Origin of the sequence: Alkalihalobacterium elongatum (genome assembly GCF_019024285.1) — a bacterium.
Taxonomy (GTDB): domain Bacteria; phylum Bacillota; class Bacilli; order Bacillales; family Bacillaceae_F; genus Alkalihalobacterium; species Alkalihalobacterium elongatum.
The window spans coordinates 252,316-268,930 of record NZ_WMKZ01000002.1; the positions used below are offsets into that span (position 1 = coordinate 252,316).

Annotated in this window: 17 protein-coding genes; 7 read left to right on the forward strand and 10 right to left on the reverse strand. The window is 35.7% G+C overall.

The window, feature by feature from the left end:
- Positions 1–29: 29 nt before the first annotated feature.
- The 7 genes from GKP30_RS05115 to ctaG form a co-directional block, all read right to left on the reverse strand.
- Complete coding sequence (locus tag GKP30_RS05115) at positions 30–1,160, reverse strand: acetylornithine transaminase (protein WP_216828328.1); 1,131 nt, start codon at positions 1,158–1,160, stop codon at positions 30–32.
- Positions 1,157–1,936 (reverse strand): acetylglutamate kinase, encoded by a 780-nt coding sequence (gene argB, locus GKP30_RS05120; protein WP_216828329.1) that lies wholly within the window; start codon positions 1,934–1,936, stop codon positions 1,157–1,159. Before argB ends, GKP30_RS05115 begins: the two co-directional genes overlap by 4 nt.
- 24 nt (positions 1,937–1,960) lie before the next feature.
- Positions 1,961–3,196, reverse strand: a complete 1,236-nt coding sequence (gene argJ / locus GKP30_RS05125; RefSeq protein WP_216828330.1) for a bifunctional ornithine acetyltransferase/N-acetylglutamate synthase — start codon at positions 3,194–3,196, stop codon at positions 1,961–1,963.
- Between the two features lie 31 nt (positions 3,197–3,227).
- Complete coding sequence (gene argC, locus GKP30_RS05130; RefSeq protein WP_216828331.1) at positions 3,228–4,280, reverse strand: N-acetyl-gamma-glutamyl-phosphate reductase; 1,053 nt, start codon at positions 4,278–4,280, stop codon at positions 3,228–3,230.
- A 310-nt stretch (positions 4,281–4,590) separates the two neighbouring features.
- Complete coding sequence (locus GKP30_RS05135; protein WP_216828332.1) at positions 4,591–5,082, reverse strand: hypothetical protein; 492 nt, start codon at positions 5,080–5,082, stop codon at positions 4,591–4,593.
- Between the two features lie 286 nt (positions 5,083–5,368).
- Positions 5,369–6,001, reverse strand: coding sequence for an SCO family protein (locus GKP30_RS05140; RefSeq protein ID WP_216828333.1), 633 nt, complete (start codon positions 5,999–6,001; stop codon positions 5,369–5,371).
- Between the two features lie 71 nt (positions 6,002–6,072).
- Positions 6,073–7,002 carry a cytochrome c oxidase assembly factor CtaG gene (ctaG, locus tag GKP30_RS05145; protein ID WP_216828334.1) on the reverse strand — a complete coding sequence of 310 codons (930 nt, stop codon included), beginning with the start codon at positions 7,000–7,002 and terminating at the stop codon, positions 6,073–6,075.
- Positions 7,003–7,181: 179 nt separating this feature from the next.
- On the opposite strand from ctaG, the gene GKP30_RS05150 reads away from it, so the two are divergent.
- The 5 genes from GKP30_RS05150 to GKP30_RS05170 all read left to right on the forward strand — a co-directional run bounded on the left by GKP30_RS05150 (position 7,182) and on the right by GKP30_RS05170 (position 9,887).
- Positions 7,182–8,000, forward strand: coding sequence for a Cof-type HAD-IIB family hydrolase (locus GKP30_RS05150; RefSeq protein ID WP_236034903.1), 819 nt, complete (start codon positions 7,182–7,184; stop codon positions 7,998–8,000).
- A 78-nt stretch (positions 8,001–8,078) separates the two neighbouring features.
- Positions 8,079–8,222: a competence protein gene (locus tag GKP30_RS05155; RefSeq protein WP_216828335.1), complete on the forward strand. Its 144-nt coding sequence runs from the start codon at positions 8,079–8,081 to the stop codon at positions 8,220–8,222.
- Positions 8,215–8,436 (forward strand): DUF3813 domain-containing protein, encoded by a 222-nt coding sequence (locus GKP30_RS05160; protein WP_216828336.1) that lies wholly within the window; start codon positions 8,215–8,217, stop codon positions 8,434–8,436. Before GKP30_RS05155 ends, GKP30_RS05160 begins: the two co-directional genes overlap by 8 nt.
- A 274-nt stretch (positions 8,437–8,710) precedes the next feature.
- On the forward strand, positions 8,711–9,163 hold the full coding sequence (locus tag GKP30_RS05165; RefSeq protein ID WP_216828337.1) for a GNAT family N-acetyltransferase: 453 nt from the start codon (positions 8,711–8,713) through the stop codon (positions 9,161–9,163).
- A gap of 118 nt (positions 9,164–9,281) precedes the next feature.
- Positions 9,282–9,887 carry a hypothetical protein gene (locus GKP30_RS05170; RefSeq protein ID WP_216828338.1) on the forward strand — a complete coding sequence of 202 codons (606 nt, stop codon included), beginning with the start codon at positions 9,282–9,284 and terminating at the stop codon, positions 9,885–9,887.
- A 289-nt stretch (positions 9,888–10,176) separates the two neighbouring features.
- Here GKP30_RS05170 and GKP30_RS05175 read toward each other — a convergent pair whose 3' ends face one another.
- Together GKP30_RS05175 and GKP30_RS05180 are read right to left on the reverse strand one after the other, a co-directional pair.
- A complete protein-coding gene (locus tag GKP30_RS05175) occupies positions 10,177–13,245 on the reverse strand; it encodes an efflux RND transporter permease subunit (protein ID WP_216828339.1) in 3,069 nt (1,022 codons plus the stop codon).
- Positions 13,246–13,438: 193 nt separating this feature from the next.
- Positions 13,439–13,999 carry a helix-turn-helix domain-containing protein gene (locus tag GKP30_RS05180; RefSeq protein WP_216828340.1) on the reverse strand — a complete coding sequence of 187 codons (561 nt, stop codon included), beginning with the start codon at positions 13,997–13,999 and terminating at the stop codon, positions 13,439–13,441.
- Positions 14,000–14,179: 180 nt separating this feature from the next.
- On the opposite strand from GKP30_RS05180, the gene GKP30_RS05185 reads away from it, so the two are divergent.
- Together GKP30_RS05185 and GKP30_RS05190 are read left to right on the forward strand one after the other, a co-directional pair.
- Entirely contained in the window at positions 14,180–14,890 is a 711-nt protein-coding gene (locus GKP30_RS05185) for an AzlC family ABC transporter permease (RefSeq protein WP_216828341.1), read from the forward strand.
- Positions 14,891–15,046: 156 nt separating this feature from the next.
- Complete coding sequence (locus GKP30_RS05190) at positions 15,047–15,352, forward strand: AzlD domain-containing protein (RefSeq protein ID WP_216828443.1); 306 nt, start codon at positions 15,047–15,049, stop codon at positions 15,350–15,352.
- A gap of 89 nt (positions 15,353–15,441) precedes the next feature.
- On the opposite strand, the gene GKP30_RS05195 is transcribed toward GKP30_RS05190, so the two are convergent.
- Positions 15,442–16,521 carry an NAD(P)H-dependent flavin oxidoreductase gene (locus GKP30_RS05195; protein ID WP_216828342.1) on the reverse strand — a complete coding sequence of 360 codons (1,080 nt, stop codon included), beginning with the start codon at positions 16,519–16,521 and terminating at the stop codon, positions 15,442–15,444.
- Between the last annotated feature and the right edge of the window lie 94 nt (positions 16,522–16,615).

Below are 16,615 nucleotides of genomic sequence, written 5' to 3' on the forward strand. Positions count from 1 at the left end.
TAAGTTCTTACTTTAGCAAATTCCATTCTCTATAAAACTTCAGCTAATACCGATACTGCTGATTTTAATTGTTCTTTAGTGACTGTTAATGGTGGCAATAATCGGATAACGTTAGGTCCTGCACTTAGCGCTAAAAATCCTTTTTCTCGCATCTCTGTTAATAAAGATCCAACCTCACCATTGCATTCAATGCCAACCATTAACCCTTTACCCTTTATTTCATTAACAAAAGTTGAAGTTAACTTTTCATTTAATAATTCCATAAAGTAGTTTCCTTTAACTTCTACTTCCTTCAGAAATTCGGGTTGAAAGACTTGTGACATAACAGCACATGCTGCTGTTGTTGCTAACGGATTTCCTCCGTAGGTAGAGCCATGACTTCCTGGGCCAAAAGCTTCCTTTAATTTTTCTTTTCCGATAACAGCACCGATTGGAAAGCCGTTACCTAATCCTTTAGCCGAAACGATAATATCTGGTGAGAGGTCGTAATGCTCATAAGCGAATGCCTTGCCCGTTCTTCCTATACCTGTTTGTACTTCATCGACAATCAATAAAATTTTATTATCAATGCACAATTGTTGAAGCTCTTCCATAAATCTTGGGTCTGCAGGATGAACCCCGCCTTCTCCTTGGATTACTTCAATCATAACCGCAGCGACTTGATTATCTACTAAACTTTTTACGGAATTAATATCATTGAATACAGCATATTCAAACTGTTCAAGTAATGGTCCGTAGCCTTCATGTATTTTTTCTTGGCCAGTTGCAGACATTGAACCAAATGTACGTCCATGAAATGATTGCTTAAAAGAAATGATTTTAGACTTTCCTGTATATTTTCTGGCAAGTTTTATTGCTGCTTCATTTCCTTCTGCACCGCTGTTACAGAAAAAAACATAATCGCCACACGTATTTTCAGTTAATATCGTTGCTGCTTGTTCTTGTGTAGGTATATGAAACAAATTAGAAACATGCCAAACTTGATCCAATTGCTCTTTAATTTTCTTATTAACAATCGGATGGTTGTGTCCTAAGTTACAAACACCTATTCCCGATGTAAAATCTAAATATTCTTTACCGTCCGTATCTATTAATGTTGCTCCTTCTGCTCTTTGGACTGTTACATCCCATCTAGCATACGTTGGAAAAATAGAACTCATGTTAAAGCCACCTTTTCTTTAATAACTTTTGTCCCAACGATTGAACCGTGTTTCGTTAATGAAGTTCCTTTTCCATTGACAATCATTACCGCTTCAATCTTACCTTGAAGACTTTTAATAGCCGCTTTCACTTTGGGGATCATTCCACCGTAAATTGTTCCACTTTCGATAAGTTGTTCTACTTCTTCTGTCGTTACTTGCTCAAGTAATGATCCATTCTTTAGAATACCAGGTACATCTGTTACAAATAATAGCTGTTTTGCACCTAATGCATCAGCAATGACGCCAGCTGCTGTGTCAGCATTAATATTGTAACGTTCGCCATCTTCTCCAATACCAATTGGAGCTATAACAGGAACTAAATCGCTATCAATCAACTGTTGCAGCATGTCTTTATTAATCGATACAGGCTCCCCAACATACCCAAGCTTCTCTTTATCAATCGGTGTAGCTGTCATCAGCTTTCCGTCACAACCTGATAAACCAATGCTATTTAATCCAGCAACCTGTAATTTAATAACTAAATTCTTGTTTACTTTTCCGCAAAGAACCATCTCTGCAGTATCTAAAACATCTTTTGTAGTTTTTCTTAGGCCATTGATAAATTCACTCTCTATTTTCATCATCGTTAAAAGTTTATTTATTTCTGGTCCCCCACCATGGACAATAACAGGAGATTTCCCTGCGTCTTTTAAAGATTTAATACTTAGAAAAAACTCATCTGAAAGTTCCCCGATTGTACTACCACCACATTTAACAACGACAATCTCTTTCATAGTTCTCCCCTTCACCGTTATCGCTTACGTACGATAACCTGCATTTATTCTGACGTAATCATACGTTAAATCACAGCCCCACGCTTTACCAACACCATCGCCAACGTGTAAATCTACTTTTATCGTAATATTTTCATTGTTTAAATACGCTGTTGCCTCTGCTTCTGAAAAAGGAACTGGTTGACTCATTTTTAATGTTTCAATTGGTCCTAATGCTATATCTATTGTTTCTGGATCAATATCAGCACCACTATAGCCTATCGCACAAATAATACGTCCCCAGTTTGCATCTGTACCATATATCGCTGATTTAACAAGGTCAGAACCTACGATTTGTTTAGCAACTTTCCCTGCTTCTTCATCACTTTTAGCGCCCTTTACTTGAACTTCAATCAGTTTTGTTGCGCCTTCACCATCTCTAGCAATTTTTTTGGATAACCCTTCACATGTTTTTTCAAGAGCTGTAAGAAAATCTGACCAATTTGGGTGCTCTTCATTTAATGGGTTATTATTTGCTAAGCCACTAGCCATGACTACAACCATATCATTTGTTGACGTATCTCCATCAACAGTAATACGATTAAACGTTTTATCAGTCACATATGATAAGGCTTTTTGTAAGTCTTCAGGTTGGATGTTTGCATCCGTTGTTACAAAGCCAAGCATGGTCGCCATATTTGGGTGGATCATTCCTGAACCTTTGGCAACTCCGCCAACTGTAATCTCTTTCCCATCAATTTTCGTCTTATAACAAGCATGTTTTTTTACTGTATCTGTTGTTAAAATCGCTTCATTAAAGCGATTAGCACCTTCAAACGAAGCTTCTGGCTCTAATTCTGATATACCTTTTTTAATCTTATCCATCTGTAAAAATTCTCCGATTACTCCAGTTGAAGTAACCGCCACTTGGTGAACAGGTAATGAAAACTTTTCTGCCCCAAGCTTACGCATTTCGTATGCGTCTTCTAATCCTCTTTTTCCTGTACAAGCATTAGCATTTCCACTATTTACGATGATAGCTCTTAACTTTCCTTCAGTTGCAATGCTTTCTTTCGTTACTTTTAATGGTGCGGCCTGAACTTTATTTAATGTATAGACACCTGCACTGCTTGCAGGTACTTCACAAATGATTGCACCTAAATCAAGGCGCTTCTTTTTAACTGCTGTGTATACTCCTGCAGCGGAAAATCCTTTTGGTGTAATAATCGTTCCACCTTCAACTGGACTAACTGTATCCGCTTTTTTACTTAATGTATTCATCCTGTATTCCACCTCTCGTAATCCCAATTGCTTAAGGGTAAGTCGGGATATAGTTTAATCCTGAAGTCTCCTCATAACCGTTCATGATATTTAAATTTTGAATCGCCTGACCTGCTGCACCTTTCATTAAATTATCAATAACTGACACAACGGTTATTCTGCCAGTACGGTCATCATAAGTGATTCCGATATCACAGTAATTTGTACCGTATACTTCCTTTGTTGAAGGGTAATGACCTGTTTTTCTAATTCGAACAAATGGTGCGTTCTTATATGTTTCTTCAAAAAGTTCTCGTAACTCTTTTTCAGTTAACTGATTACTATTACTATTACTATTACTATTTATATAGATTGTGGACATAATTCCTCTTGTCATTGGAACAAGATGTGTACTAAAAGTTACAAAAGGAACATCTCCTCCATATACATTTAAGCCTTGTTCAATTTCAGGAATATGTTTATGTTGATTTACTTTATATATTTTAAAATTATCGTTCATTTCACTAAAATGAGTGACAGCCGAAGGCGACCTTCCTGCACCTGAAACTGCTGACTTAGCATCAATGATTATGCTTCGATTATCCACTAATTCATTTTTCACAAGTGGTAAAAGCCCAAGTAATGTAGCAGTTGGATAACACCCTGGGTTGGATATTAATTCAGCTTGTTGTATTTTTTCTTTTTCCCATTCAGGTAAGCCATATACTGCTTTTTCTAGTAAACTAGCTTTTGCAGCATCGATTCCATACCATTTTTCATAGACTTTCCCATCGACTAAACGAAGGTCACCTGATAAGTCTATAACCTTAAGTCCTACTTCTAATAGCTGACTCGAAATGTCTCTCGATACTCCTGGTGGTGTTGATAAAAATACAACGTCGGCTTGCTCTTTTATAAGTAAAGGATCAATATCTTTAAGCTCTAAATCAGTAATTCCTTGTAAATGCGGATAACTATCACTTATCTTAATTCCCTGTTGTGAGGAAGAGTGAACAGAACGTAACTCAACCTCTGGATGATTATGTAGTAGCCGGATTAGGTCTGCTCCACCGTACCCTGTTGCCCCAATAATTGCTGCTTTCATATGTTCTCCTCCTCCAAATAGTAGTTGTTAAAATTCTTAACCAATTCCATATTCTTCACGTTGTGTATAATTATAATTATGAATAAAAATAAATGCAACTGTATTTTTATTTTTTGTTGAATTTTCTTACACTTAGTTCATTTACCATTTACTTATACTATAATGCTAGAAAATTTTTAGTCATAGCTTGCCGCCTTGGCATTACTTTTATTAAAAACTCTTTAAAGAATTATACATCTATATAAAAAAGAGGCGCTCATCTAGAAGAAATGAGTGCCTTGTTCTTTTCGTAATACTGTTATAGTTCAGATCAGTTTATTATTTGAAAATTTCCATAATCAATGACGATAATTTCACCTTCATAGGATAATGCTAAATTTCCCCTTTTCAGATCTTTTGGTATTATCCCTTCCCTAATAAAACTCTCCCTAAGCACAGTCAATTTATTTTTATACGTTCCATTATCATCTTGAATTTTTTCTGTGTTTTTTTCCATAACTAACCAACCATATCCAAATGCTTTTACTGGACTAAGGTATTTAAGCAAATGTGGGGGAGATTGAGTATAAATATGATGTTCAGTTATATTTGAATTTATTCCATTTATAGAAGTTGCTACTTTTAGTACAGATCCATTTTCAAGATCATAAACAATTCTATGATAACCGTGCCCAATAATTTTATATTGTAACTTTAATATCTTTTTTGCAATATTACCCCTTTGCAAAAAATTTAGGTTTTGGTAATATTTCATTTTTGATAACCATAAATTAATAGAATTTCTTATATTCTTATTAATCATAATTGTATTTATCCTTCCTATATTTTTGTATAGGACATTCAAATAAACGGATTATCTTAATATTAGCTTTATACCATAGTATATGGTTAGCAACTGGTTTTGTAAGGGTTAAAGACTATAGAATGTATCAATGGATTACTGTGAATAAACGAGGTGTTCTCTCTTCTGTACTTTAGGGGTTTGTAAAACTCTTAGATGCTTATATCAAAAAAAGTGTAGAAAAACTCTACACGTTTTTTGATAAATAGTCTGTTAAAGGTGGGAATATTTCATTGAGAAAATTAAATTATTGTTGTAAATATCGTTTTAAATCATTAATGATTGGTTCAGGGTCTGCTTTTAATCCATCGTACATTCGAATGACATTTCCTTCTTCATCAACTAGATAGAAACTTGTTCCATGCATAATATCCTCACCGTCTGGTAATGGTTGAACGAGTGTTTGAAAGGTTTTAGTTGCAATTTCTGAAATATCTTCCTCAGAGAACCCTGTTAAAAACATCCAACGTGAAAAATCAGCATCATTATTTTCACCATATTTTTTTAAGCGTTCAGGTGTGTCGTAATCAGGATCAACTGTAAATGAAACCATCTTAACATCTAAGCCCTCTTCTTCAAGAGCATATTGTAACACTCTAAAGTTTGGTGTCATCAAATTACAAACTGTTGGACAGCGTGTAAATACCATATTTGCTATCCATAAGCTTCCGTGCAAGTCTTCATGAGTGACCGTTTCTCCAGATTGATTTACAGATGTAAAAGGAATGACCGTTAAGTTAGCTGCTGTAAGATCACCAACACTATCGTCTTTTTTGTCAGTATGGTAGATCCATCCGCATCCACTTAACAAAACAGAAAACACCAATACCGGTAGTAGTATCTTAGCTCGCTGAAAGAAATGAATGAAATTATGTTTCATAAGTAACAACTCCTAAATATCACTTCTATAAGTGGAGCATGTAATGCTCCACTTATAGATAAAACTATAAATTAATTTTTAATTGTGTGAGTTACTGGAATATCGCTAATTGTAGGTCCTTCAGATTGTTTCTCTTTCTTAATCCATTGCTTAAATACATACCCTAGTGTAAATCCATACGTAATTTCTTGCATGATTTTCATTAAGATACCTGCTAGCTGTTGATCAGAACGAGGATTAATTGGTGAAAAAGGATTTTCACCACTGGTAAATAAACTATAAGGAATTTCTGCCCCTGCTGGTAAACAGAGTGCCATCATATTAGCCCACAAATTAGGATCTGTATAAACGCTATACATTGCTGTTGGTGCAAAGATAATAAGTGCACAAGCTGGTGTAATCAAAATACCATTTGCAAAAATATACCCCATTCTTCTTAAATCAGAAAGATTTGCCTTACTTGGGATTGGAGCAATCATATGCCACCACATAAGTGATGCCGCTACAAACATGAGCATTTCATAAGCACTATGAAGTGGTATATTCTGCATTAAAAAGTCAAAGATGTTTGGTAAATGATATACAGAAAATAGAAAGTTAAAGAATAATACCCCAATAAGCGGGTTAAAGAAAAACTTTCCTAATCGCTGAAAAATGGTTCCTTTTGCTTTATGGATAATTGCTTTAAAAACCCATTTAGGCATACCTAATATAAATAAAGGTACTGCTATAAAATAAGCAAAAACCATCTGTGCCATGTGGAAGCTAATCATCATATGCCCAGCCACATAAAAAGGACTTCCCCATCCGAAATAAAGAGCAATTAAACCGAGAATAAAATACGTTTTTTGACTGGCCGATACAGGTTCAGAACCAACGAAACGATGGCGCCATTTACCGATCAACCGAAAATAGAGCAAACCTACGAAGAATAATATAATTATGAGCTCTGGTGTCCATAATGCACGAAAACCAAAGTTTAAAAATAATTCTTGTAACACTTTGTCTTCCTCCTATCGAGTGCATTCCTACAATTATAGGGAATAAAATTACTGCTAGTAGTGTAAATAAAAGATATATGATACTCTCGTTTATAACTATAGCACACTTTACTATTTTTCCTAAGCAGTAAAGTGATGGCTAATTTCTAACAATATTTTGAACGTAAAGGAGTCAAATTATGAGCAATACACATTTAATTGCCCTTGACTTGGACGGCACACTGTTAAAAGACGATAAAACGATCTCTACACGCACAAAAAAAACGATTGAAAAGGCAAAAGCTGAAGGTCATATCGTCTGTATCTCAACTGGAAGACCTTATAGAGCAAGCGTACAATATTATAATGAACTGAAACTAACTACTCCCATTGTAAATTTTAACGGTGCATTTGTTCATCATCCTTTAAATAGCTCCTTTGGCTATTACCACACCCCGCTAGACGTAAAAACAGCTAAAACAATTATTGAAACTTGTGAAGCATTTAGAGTCAATAATATTATGGTAGAAGTTATCGATGATTATTACCTACGTTACTATGATCAAGTATTTATTGAAAATTTTACATTAGGACAAAACCCTGTTGATTATGGTAACTTACTAAAAATATTACAGGATGATCCTACGTCTGTACTTGTCCATCCAAAAGATGAACATGTTAATGATCTTCGTAATTTATTGGACGAGGCACATGCTGAAGTTGTAGACCAGCGATCTTGGGGTGCACCATGGAATATTATTGAAATCATTCGTGCAGGAATGAATAAAGCCATTGGTCTTAAACGAATTGCTGATTACTATGATATTCCAAAGGAACGAATTATCGCTTTTGGGGATGAAGATAATGATCTTGAAATGATTGAATTTGCTGGTACTGGTGTTGCTATGAAAAATGGGATTTCACAGTTAAAGTCCATTGCTAATGATATTACTCTTAGTAATGAAGAGGATGGTATAGCCATTTACTTGGAAGAAAAGCTTAACCTTAAACTTACATAAGACCAATGCTCCTTGGAAAAAATATATTTGCGTAAGAGTAAAATTTCTTAAAAAATTTTTTTAAAGGAGCAAACATACATGAGTAAAAAATCACGATCCAAACGCGAATTCCAACAAGGCAAAGATGCCGTTCAACCTAAAAACGAACGCTATAATAATGTAACAACAATGGCTGAAGCTGAAAACACAACTGGTAATTCTAAGAGGGATTGTCATGAGTAATCAACTGTTACAAGAAGCACGTACAGCAGTGGAATTAGCCGAACAAATGACTCAACATGCGGTTACACCTGAAGAAACGCGTGCTGCTCAGATTCAAGTAGAAAAAGCAAGAAATAATTTACTTTCGGCTTTTGCAAATTCAACGATTGCTCAAAAAGATCAATTAGAAGAAATGCAAAATTCTCTTAATAATATTGATAATGAATATCAATAATCAATAAATTCCAATAACCTCACCTAATATAAAGGTAATTCTTATTTCCTTTATATTAGGTGAGGTTCATTTCGTGAACTTTAGTATTCCTAAATTTCTATTCGCTTCAAATCATTTAGCAACTAATTGAAGATTCGTTTTATTACTCTACCCCCCCTCTAAGTTTTATGTTACTCTATTAAATGGAGAATCGATTTTATTGTAGAAAATGAACGATTAGTAATGATCAAGATAATAAAGAATATATTAGTCTTGAATAGGGGGACTAGGGTTTATGAAAATTTTTGAAGTACCAAAAGATGCAGATCAATCATTACGCATACGTATTGCTGATCTTTTAATGGGACAAATGGAATCGCTAGGTAAAGAAGATGCCTACGAACGGCTTTTAGAAGCTATTAATCTTGCACTCCAAGATGGTTCCTCTGCACATATCTTTGTTGCAGAGCTTGAAGGTGCTATCATCGGGGCTGCATTCTTTAATATAGGAATTAGTATTACTAAGGGCGGACATTATATATGGTTAAACGATTTGTATGTTCATAAAGAATATAGAAATCGTGGAATTGCAAAAAAACTTCTTCTTAAAATAATTTATTGGTCAGAAAATGAAGACATAAAAGGAATTGAGTTAGAAACTGGAATTAATAATGAAGCAACAAAAGCATTATATAATTCCTTAGGGTTTTACGACATCATATCCAAACGATACGGGTTTAGATTTTAAAACTGTTGAAGGTATATTCAACAGTTTTATTTTTTACTTCTTTTTTAATTTCGTTGTTCATAGTATAGTAGCAACCTTCAGAAATCTTAGTCATGACAGCGATAAAGGAGTGTGGCCCGTGTCTTATTATTACTACGAAGCAGAATTTAACAATCTCCATGTGGAACTGTCCAAGCATGCACTCCATCAATTTATTAAGAAAATGATGAATGAAAACTTCTCACTCTTTTGGCGGTATGAAGACGATACTATCTTACTTATTATCGACAACCATGAAACACTTTACGAAATACCATTTGTTCGAAATAATGATTTTCTTACGTTAGATGTTGAATTTCTAACGGTATACGATGAAATCATCGTCGAGGCCCTTGAAGTTATTATCTCTAGGTTTTATGGAAATGGTGTTGTAAAAAAGTTCACTGGTACTGGGGGCCCCCAATACATTACGAGTTACAAGACGGGGAGTATTCAGTCTATTATCGAAATTGATGGGAGTGAAAAAATTATTATGAATAGGAATGGTTCAATTGTAGAATACAGGGAGTATGGTCATAACCTAGAGCCTCAAACAGTTTATAATATTACAAAAATGGAAATTGACTATGAATTGATGGAGTTGCATGAGGCGATCCAAGAAAACGACGAACAAAAAATCAAAAGCCACAAAAAACGGCTACGTAAATTGCTAAACCGTAAAGAAGAAGTATCTCAACTCTTATAAAATGAGCTACAAAATTATAAAAAGCAGTATATGATAAAGATGTAACAACTTTTGCTTTACTTCACTTCCAAGTATTTCACAAAGTTCTTACCTTATGATCATCACCTTCCAACTGTGAACAACAAAAAGAGGCTGACTCTAATGATGTGTCAGATCCTCAATTTGTAGATAGCTTCTACAAATCTGTAGGCACTATCTTGCAACTGAGGGACACATATAAGAGTCAGCCTTAATTTCCATTCACACCGAATATTTTATCTTTTTAAACTTCCCCTATCACTAACTAACCTTAACTAACTTTTTCAAGCTTCTTCATTTTACGCTTTGCAATTACTGTGTATAATGCTGGAACTAACAATAATGTAAAGAATGTTGAAAAGAATATTCCTGAAATGATAGAGATCGCTAACGGAGTAAATAACACGTCGCCGCTTAATGCAATTGGAACTAATGCAGCAATTGCTGTTAAAGCCGTTAGTAAGATCGGACGTAACCGTGCTCTCCCCGCCTCAATGACTGCTTCTTTTAAAAGAGAGCCACTTTTAACTCGCTGTTCAATAAATTCAATTAGAACGATTGAGTTTCGAACAACGATACCTGCTAACGATACTACACCCATCATTGCCATAAAACCTAATCCTGTTTGAGTAATAAATAAGCCAATTACTGCACCAGAAATCGCTAAATATACTGTGCTCATAACAAGAATCGGAGTTGATAAAGAGTAGAACTGTATCGCCATTACAATATAAATTAGGAAAACGACAACAATAAATAGCTTACCGACCTCAATAAAGAAATCACTTCTGGCTTCAGTTTCACCGCCAACACTTATTGTATAATCCTCACTATACGTATAGCTATCTAGATAATCGTATATTTTTGTTTCTAAGGATGCTTTCATATCCTCTCGTGGATATACCCTTAAAGTTACGGTTCTTACTCCGTTTTCATGTGGGATCCGTTGTATTTCTTCAGAGCTTTTTATCGTTAACAATTCATCTAAATTTACGATAGTTGGTGGTCCTTGATTCGTTTCACCTACTACTGCAAGTTGTGATAAATCCACATCACCCTGCCTACCTTCACCTTGAATAACTAACCTCATATCATAATAGTTAAAACCATCATCAAATTGGCCAACAGGTATTCCCTCCGTAACTAACCGAATTTGCTGACTAATTTCTTTCATTGAAATTCCATAATCGTTAAGTATACTTCGGTCTGGTTCAAAGATAGTCGTTGGCAATGGTTCACCTACATCATCAACTACAGTTCGTGTTTCTTCCATAATTGCGATTGAGTTTCTTAGATCATTTACGATATCAAGAATAGATTCTATTTCATTTCCTGAAACTTTGACAGCTATCGGTGCTCCGACTGGCGGCCCTGCTTCAATCGTCGTTAACTTCGTCTCAACTGAAGGAAACTCCTCTTGTAAAATATCGCTCCATTTACTAATCGTTTCCTCTGCTGACTGTTTCTCTTTTTTAACACGAACGAGCAATTGTCCTGTATTTTCACCTGGACCAGTAAGTGCCGAACCAAATAACGGTGGCACACCCGAACCAGTAAAGCGAGTTACTTCGATAATGCCTTCATCTTCTCTCATGCGTTCTTCTATCGAAGTCATTAGTTCGTCGGTTTGCTCTAGCGTCATTTGAACTGGTGCAATAACGTCAACAGTCACTTCTTGACGGTCAGCACTTGGGAAGAATACAACTGGAATAAATGGTACTAAGCCATATACAGCTGTACATAAAACAAGGCCAAGTATACCAACGCGTAATGGTTTTCGAACAATACTTCCTAGGACCTTATCGGCGTACCAATTTGCTAGCTGATCAATCGGTTTTCCTAGTAATCCATTATCGAACTTTCTTTCGGCTTTCCGCTTTCTCTGACGCCAAATTCGATAAATCGGAACAAGAGTCAATGAAATAATTGTTGAAGCAATAATCGTTGTAATTAACACACTTGGTAAGGCGCGTATAAAGTCTCCACCACTTCCTGTAATAAAAACAAGTGGTAAGAAAGTAAAAACAATTGCTAATGTAGAGGTAATAATAGAAACTCTGACTTCCCTCGTACCATTTAAAGCTCCATCTAGTGGCGAATCACCCAGTTTATATCTGCGTTCAATATTATCATTTACAACGATTGCATCATCAACTAGTATCCCTAAGGCAATGATGAAACCGATAATGGAAATTTGATTTAGGTCTACTCCTAAATATGGCAGTGGTATTAAACCAAGTAAAATCGAGGTTGGAATTGCCAACGCAACAATCACTGCCGATGCTAAATTCAACCCTAATAATGTAACGATGATGACGACGATAACAGCGATAATAAATGAAATGGCTAAATCAGTAAAAATTTCTGTAACAATACTGTCTTGCGTATAAAACAGATCTATACTTACGGTGCTTGGGAGATCCTTACTCAATTCAGATAATCTCTCATCAATCGTTCGATGAAGTGATGGTACATCGATCCCTTTTTCTGGAATGACCGTAAAGGAAATGGCTCTCTTACCTTCATACGTAATAATGTCGGTTGGACTGACATACTTGATTTCAACTTGACCTATGTCATTCAATGCAACTGCTTCACCTTCATTTGAAATACCAACAACTAACTTCCCAACCTGATCAACGTCTTTTATAACTGGTAGAGTTAATTGGCTTAAGGAACCATTTCGTTCTTCCTTTCCTAATGGAACTTGATCAAATTCTCCCTCTAAGGCTGCTAAAACACTCGGAAGTAAAATGCCAAACTCATTCATTTTCTCTTGTTCAAGTGTCAGTAACAGTTCCTGATCTGGAATCCCTTTTACGATCGTTCCTTTTATACCTGTGACCGCTTCTATAGCTCTTTGCCATTCAGTAACCATCGGCTGTAAGGCGTAAAGTTCTTCATAAGCGTCATCTGTCACCAGATGGTAGGAGGATAAAGCACCTATTGCCCGGTCATCACTGATAGTAGGTGATAAAACCCCGTCTGGGAACGTAGTAGAAACATTTGTTATAGCCTGACTTACTTTTGATAACACTTTATCTTGATCAATTCCATCTTCTAACTCCAAAATAATAGTAGAAACACCTGCTGCTGAAATCGAACTGTGTTTACTAATTCCTTCAATTCGTTCTAACTCCTCCTCAATAGGAACAGTTATAGAACGCTCAACCGTTCCTGGATTCGCTCCTGGATAAATCGTTGAAATAGAAGCTACAGGTAGAGAAATCTCTGGAATTTCACGTTGCGGTAATTGAAAAAAAGTAATTAATCCGATCAGTGTCAAAAAAAACAAAAGCATCAATGTTATTTTTGACTTCTTAATTAACCAATCAAACATAGCTCTCACCCTCCAATAACAAACCTTATACATTTGTTATACAGCATGAATAACTAAATTACAATATTTTATTCCTAATTAAAAAAAAAGCTCTGTTAAAGTATTAAGTAAAATTTCGGCCCGTTATTGAATATGGAATGAAATTCTTTGAGGAAAATGTATCTACTCAATCTTTTCACCCCACCTGAGCTAGCTAAACTGAATAATAAATAATCATCGTTGCGATTGCATCTTGCTCGCCCTTATTTATGTATTTATGCTTAAAATGAGCGGAAAATCTAATTCCTTCACCTTCCCCAATAACAAATGGCTCATCTGCAATCTTTATTTCCATTACACCTTTTTCAACAAAAATGTATTCTTCCACTCCATAAGCATGAGGGTCTGATTCATGGTTACATCCTGGTTCAAGAATAAGTGAAAATATCTCAAATGGTTTCTGGTACTCTTTTGGAAAAAGCGGATAGACCTGAACAACTCCTGTTTCTTCTATTAAAGGTTCAATTTCTTGTCGACTTACTTTTTGTATAAAGGGTTTCTCTTCCTCTATAAAAGTTGTAAAAGGCACCTTTAAGCCATTAGCAATTTTCCATAATGTACTGACAGTCGGGTTGGACTCTCCCCTTTCTATTTGTCCAAGCATCGGTTTACTAACTTCTGTTAATTGGGCCAGCTTATCTAAGCTTAATCCTCTGTCTAACCTTATTTGTTTAAGCCTTTTACCAATAATTTGATTTAAATTTACTTTAGACATGAAAAATCTCCTTGAATTTATGTATATTATAGTTTACAATTCAGCATATCATAACATACAAAATAATATAATCAGATGTAGTGTTAGTAATTATTTTAGGCGATTAACAGCAATTTAATAATAAAGTACAGCCTAAGTAAAAAATCTATAATCATATTATTCTAGAATTGAGGGAATAGAATGGCAACTTTAGCGAGCGCTAGCCACGCAAATAACTCTTTTATGAAGGGGATTATGGCTGGTATTGGCATTGCGATCGGTTACACTCCTGCAGCTATTACATTCGGCCTTTTAGCTAAAGGAACTGGTTTAGGTTTTATTGAAACCGTTGCAATGAGTATGTTCGTCTTTGCTGGAGCAGCACAATATATGGCATTAAATTTAATAGCAATTGGTACAGGTGCTCTTGAAATTATTTTTACTACCTTTATCGTTAATATTCGTCACCTATTAATGAGCGCTGCTGTTAGTGAAAAAGTTGAACAAGACCATCCAATCAAAAAAGCATTATATTCGTTTGGGATTACCGATGAAGTCTTTGCAGTAACGACAACACAGGAAGGGAAAATCAAAACTGGCTTTGTCGTCGGAGTCGCTTCAATTGCATACGGCAGCTGGGTAATTAATTCAGGAATAGGGTATCTTGTCGGTTCAATTCTACCTGAAACACTGCAACAAAGCATGGCGATAGCTTTATATGCTATGTTTATCGCATTATTAATGCCTTCCTTGAAAAAGCATCGGAAAGTCGTTTCATTAGCCGTTTTCGCTGCAATCCTAAACCTTGTACTATCTCAATTTATTCCAAGCGGTTGGGCAATTATATGCGCTACGTTAACTTCCTGTATTGTAATTGAACTTATTGCAGGAAAAGCAGAAGCAACCAGTTAACGGTGTACGGCTCAAGCCTCTAAATAAAATAGGGGAGCACGACAAGTACTTACTAGTCGATGTTGACTATTTTTAGTAGAAGAGCTAAGTCCCTTAAACTTTAGTAACTGGGGTTAAACATAGAATTAAAACATTGCATAGGAGTGTCTCATAATGATAGATACTAGCATTCTCCTGATTATAGCTGGAATGGCATTAGTTACATACATTCCCAGAATGTTACCACTCGTGTTTCTGGATGCCAATAAAATTCCTCCCAAACTACAAGCTATTTTACGGAATGTACCATACGCAGCATTAGGAGCATTAATCTTTCCAGGTATTTTAACAGTCCATGACAATATCATGTTTGGAATTATTGGTGGATTAACAGCTGCGGTTATTGCCTATCTTGGCGCAAATTTAATCGTCGTCGTTTTAAGCAGCATTGGGGTATTAACTATCGTTTCTATCTTTTTCTAAAAAAGCTGTGCTAATAGAGGATTCCATCGATCATTAGCACAGCCCTTCTAAATTCATATTTTTTCGGCTGACAACTATTGATCAGCTTTTTAATCGTTTTTGAGTAGGTTAAGAGTGTTACTAGCTTGGTCCATCACTCGCCTAATTACTTGTTCTGCCCCCTCTACTTGGGTGAGACGCAACCCTTGTCCTGCCCACATCGACAGCCACTTAGCTTTCCCTTGTTTCGCAGCTTCTTTACGTAAAGGTTGGGTTAACGAATTTTGAATTGGATAACTTGGTACTTCATTGTCAGGAAGGTCTTTTAAACGTTCGGTGTATTCATTTTTCAATCCACGTGCAGCTTTACCTGAAAATTTAATCGTGACAATTGTATCCTCTTCAGTCGCTTCAATTAATGTATTTTTATATAACTGATTTGCTCCACTTTCTTTCGTTGTTAAAAAAGCAGTCCCCATTTGAACTCCACTTGCCCCAAGTGATAAACTTCCTAGTAAACCTCTTCCATCCATAATTCCACCTGCAGCTATGACAGGAATATTTACAGCATCAACGACTTGAGGTACAAGTGCCATTGTACCAATCATTGCATCCTCAGCCTTGCAAGCAAAGGTACCTCGATGTCCACCCGCTTCACTTCCTTGAGCAACAATCGCATCCACATTCATTTCTTCAAGTAGTTTTGCCTCTTTAACGGTTGTTGCAGTCCCGACAATCTTTGTACCATTAGCTTTTAATTGTTCAACCCATTTATGATCTAGACTTCCAAATGTATAGGAAAAGACAGGTACCTTTTCTTCGATGATTACTTTCATTTGCAGTTCAAACGACGGCCCCCACGTCTTTGGTAAAACTGGCTGCTCTATGCCTAGCTCATCATAAAAACTTTGTAGTGTATTATGTATTTTTAGCACTTTTTGATCTTCCACCAAAACATCTTCGGGAATAAATAAGTTTACAGCAAACGGTTTGTTTGTTAATGTTTGAATTTTATGTATCGCTTCTTTTATCTCTTCTGGGCTCATATAACCTGCACCTAATGTTCCAAGCCCTCCACTATTTGACACTGTAGCGATTAATTCCGGTGTCGTAGGCCCACCAGCCATTCCAGCTTGAATGATTGGATAATTTATATTTAATAATTTGGTTAAATTTGTTTCAAACCACATTGATAGCTCCTCCTCCACCCTATTCGTAAAAAGATAGAAGGATACTTAAAATTCTCCTTCTACCCTTTATTTATATCTCTTTTTCCAAAACCAA

Bases quoted from the DNA above. Each gene is read 5' to 3' on its own strand.
- GKP30_RS05155 (WP_216828335.1), top strand. From the start codon at position 8,079: ATGAGTAAAAAATCACGATCCAAACGCGAATTCCAACAAGGCAAAGAT.
- GKP30_RS05160 (WP_216828336.1), top strand. From the start codon at position 8,215: ATGAGTAATCAACTGTTACAAGAAGCACGTACAGCAGTGGAATTAGCC.
- GKP30_RS05195 (WP_216828342.1), bottom strand. From the start codon at position 16,521: ATGTGGTTTGAAACAAATTTAACCAAATTATTAAATATAAATTATCCA.
- GKP30_RS05115 (WP_216828328.1), bottom strand. From the start codon at position 1,160: ATGAGTTCTATTTTTCCAACGTATGCTAGATGGGATGTAACAGTCCAA.
- GKP30_RS05185 (WP_216828341.1), top strand. From the start codon at position 14,180: ATGGCAACTTTAGCGAGCGCTAGCCACGCAAATAACTCTTTTATGAAG.
- argJ (WP_216828330.1), bottom strand. From the start codon at position 3,196: ATGAATACATTAAGTAAAAAAGCGGATACAGTTAGTCCAGTTGAAGGT.
- GKP30_RS05180 (WP_216828340.1), bottom strand. From the start codon at position 13,999: ATGTCTAAAGTAAATTTAAATCAAATTATTGGTAAAAGGCTTAAACAA.
- GKP30_RS05175 (WP_216828339.1), bottom strand. From the start codon at position 13,245: ATGTTTGATTGGTTAATTAAGAAGTCAAAAATAACATTGATGCTTTTG.
- GKP30_RS05150 (WP_236034903.1), top strand. From the start codon at position 7,182: ATGAGCAATACACATTTAATTGCCCTTGACTTGGACGGCACACTGTTA.
- argB (WP_216828329.1), bottom strand. From the start codon at position 1,936: ATGAAAGAGATTGTCGTTGTTAAATGTGGTGGTAGTACAATCGGGGAA.
- GKP30_RS05135 (WP_216828332.1), bottom strand. From the start codon at position 5,082: ATGATTAATAAGAATATAAGAAATTCTATTAATTTATGGTTATCAAAA.
- GKP30_RS05140 (WP_216828333.1), bottom strand. From the start codon at position 6,001: ATGAAACATAATTTCATTCATTTCTTTCAGCGAGCTAAGATACTACTA.
- GKP30_RS05165 (WP_216828337.1), top strand. From the start codon at position 8,711: ATGAAAATTTTTGAAGTACCAAAAGATGCAGATCAATCATTACGCATA.
- argC (WP_216828331.1), bottom strand. From the start codon at position 4,280: ATGAAAGCAGCAATTATTGGGGCAACAGGGTACGGTGGAGCAGACCTA.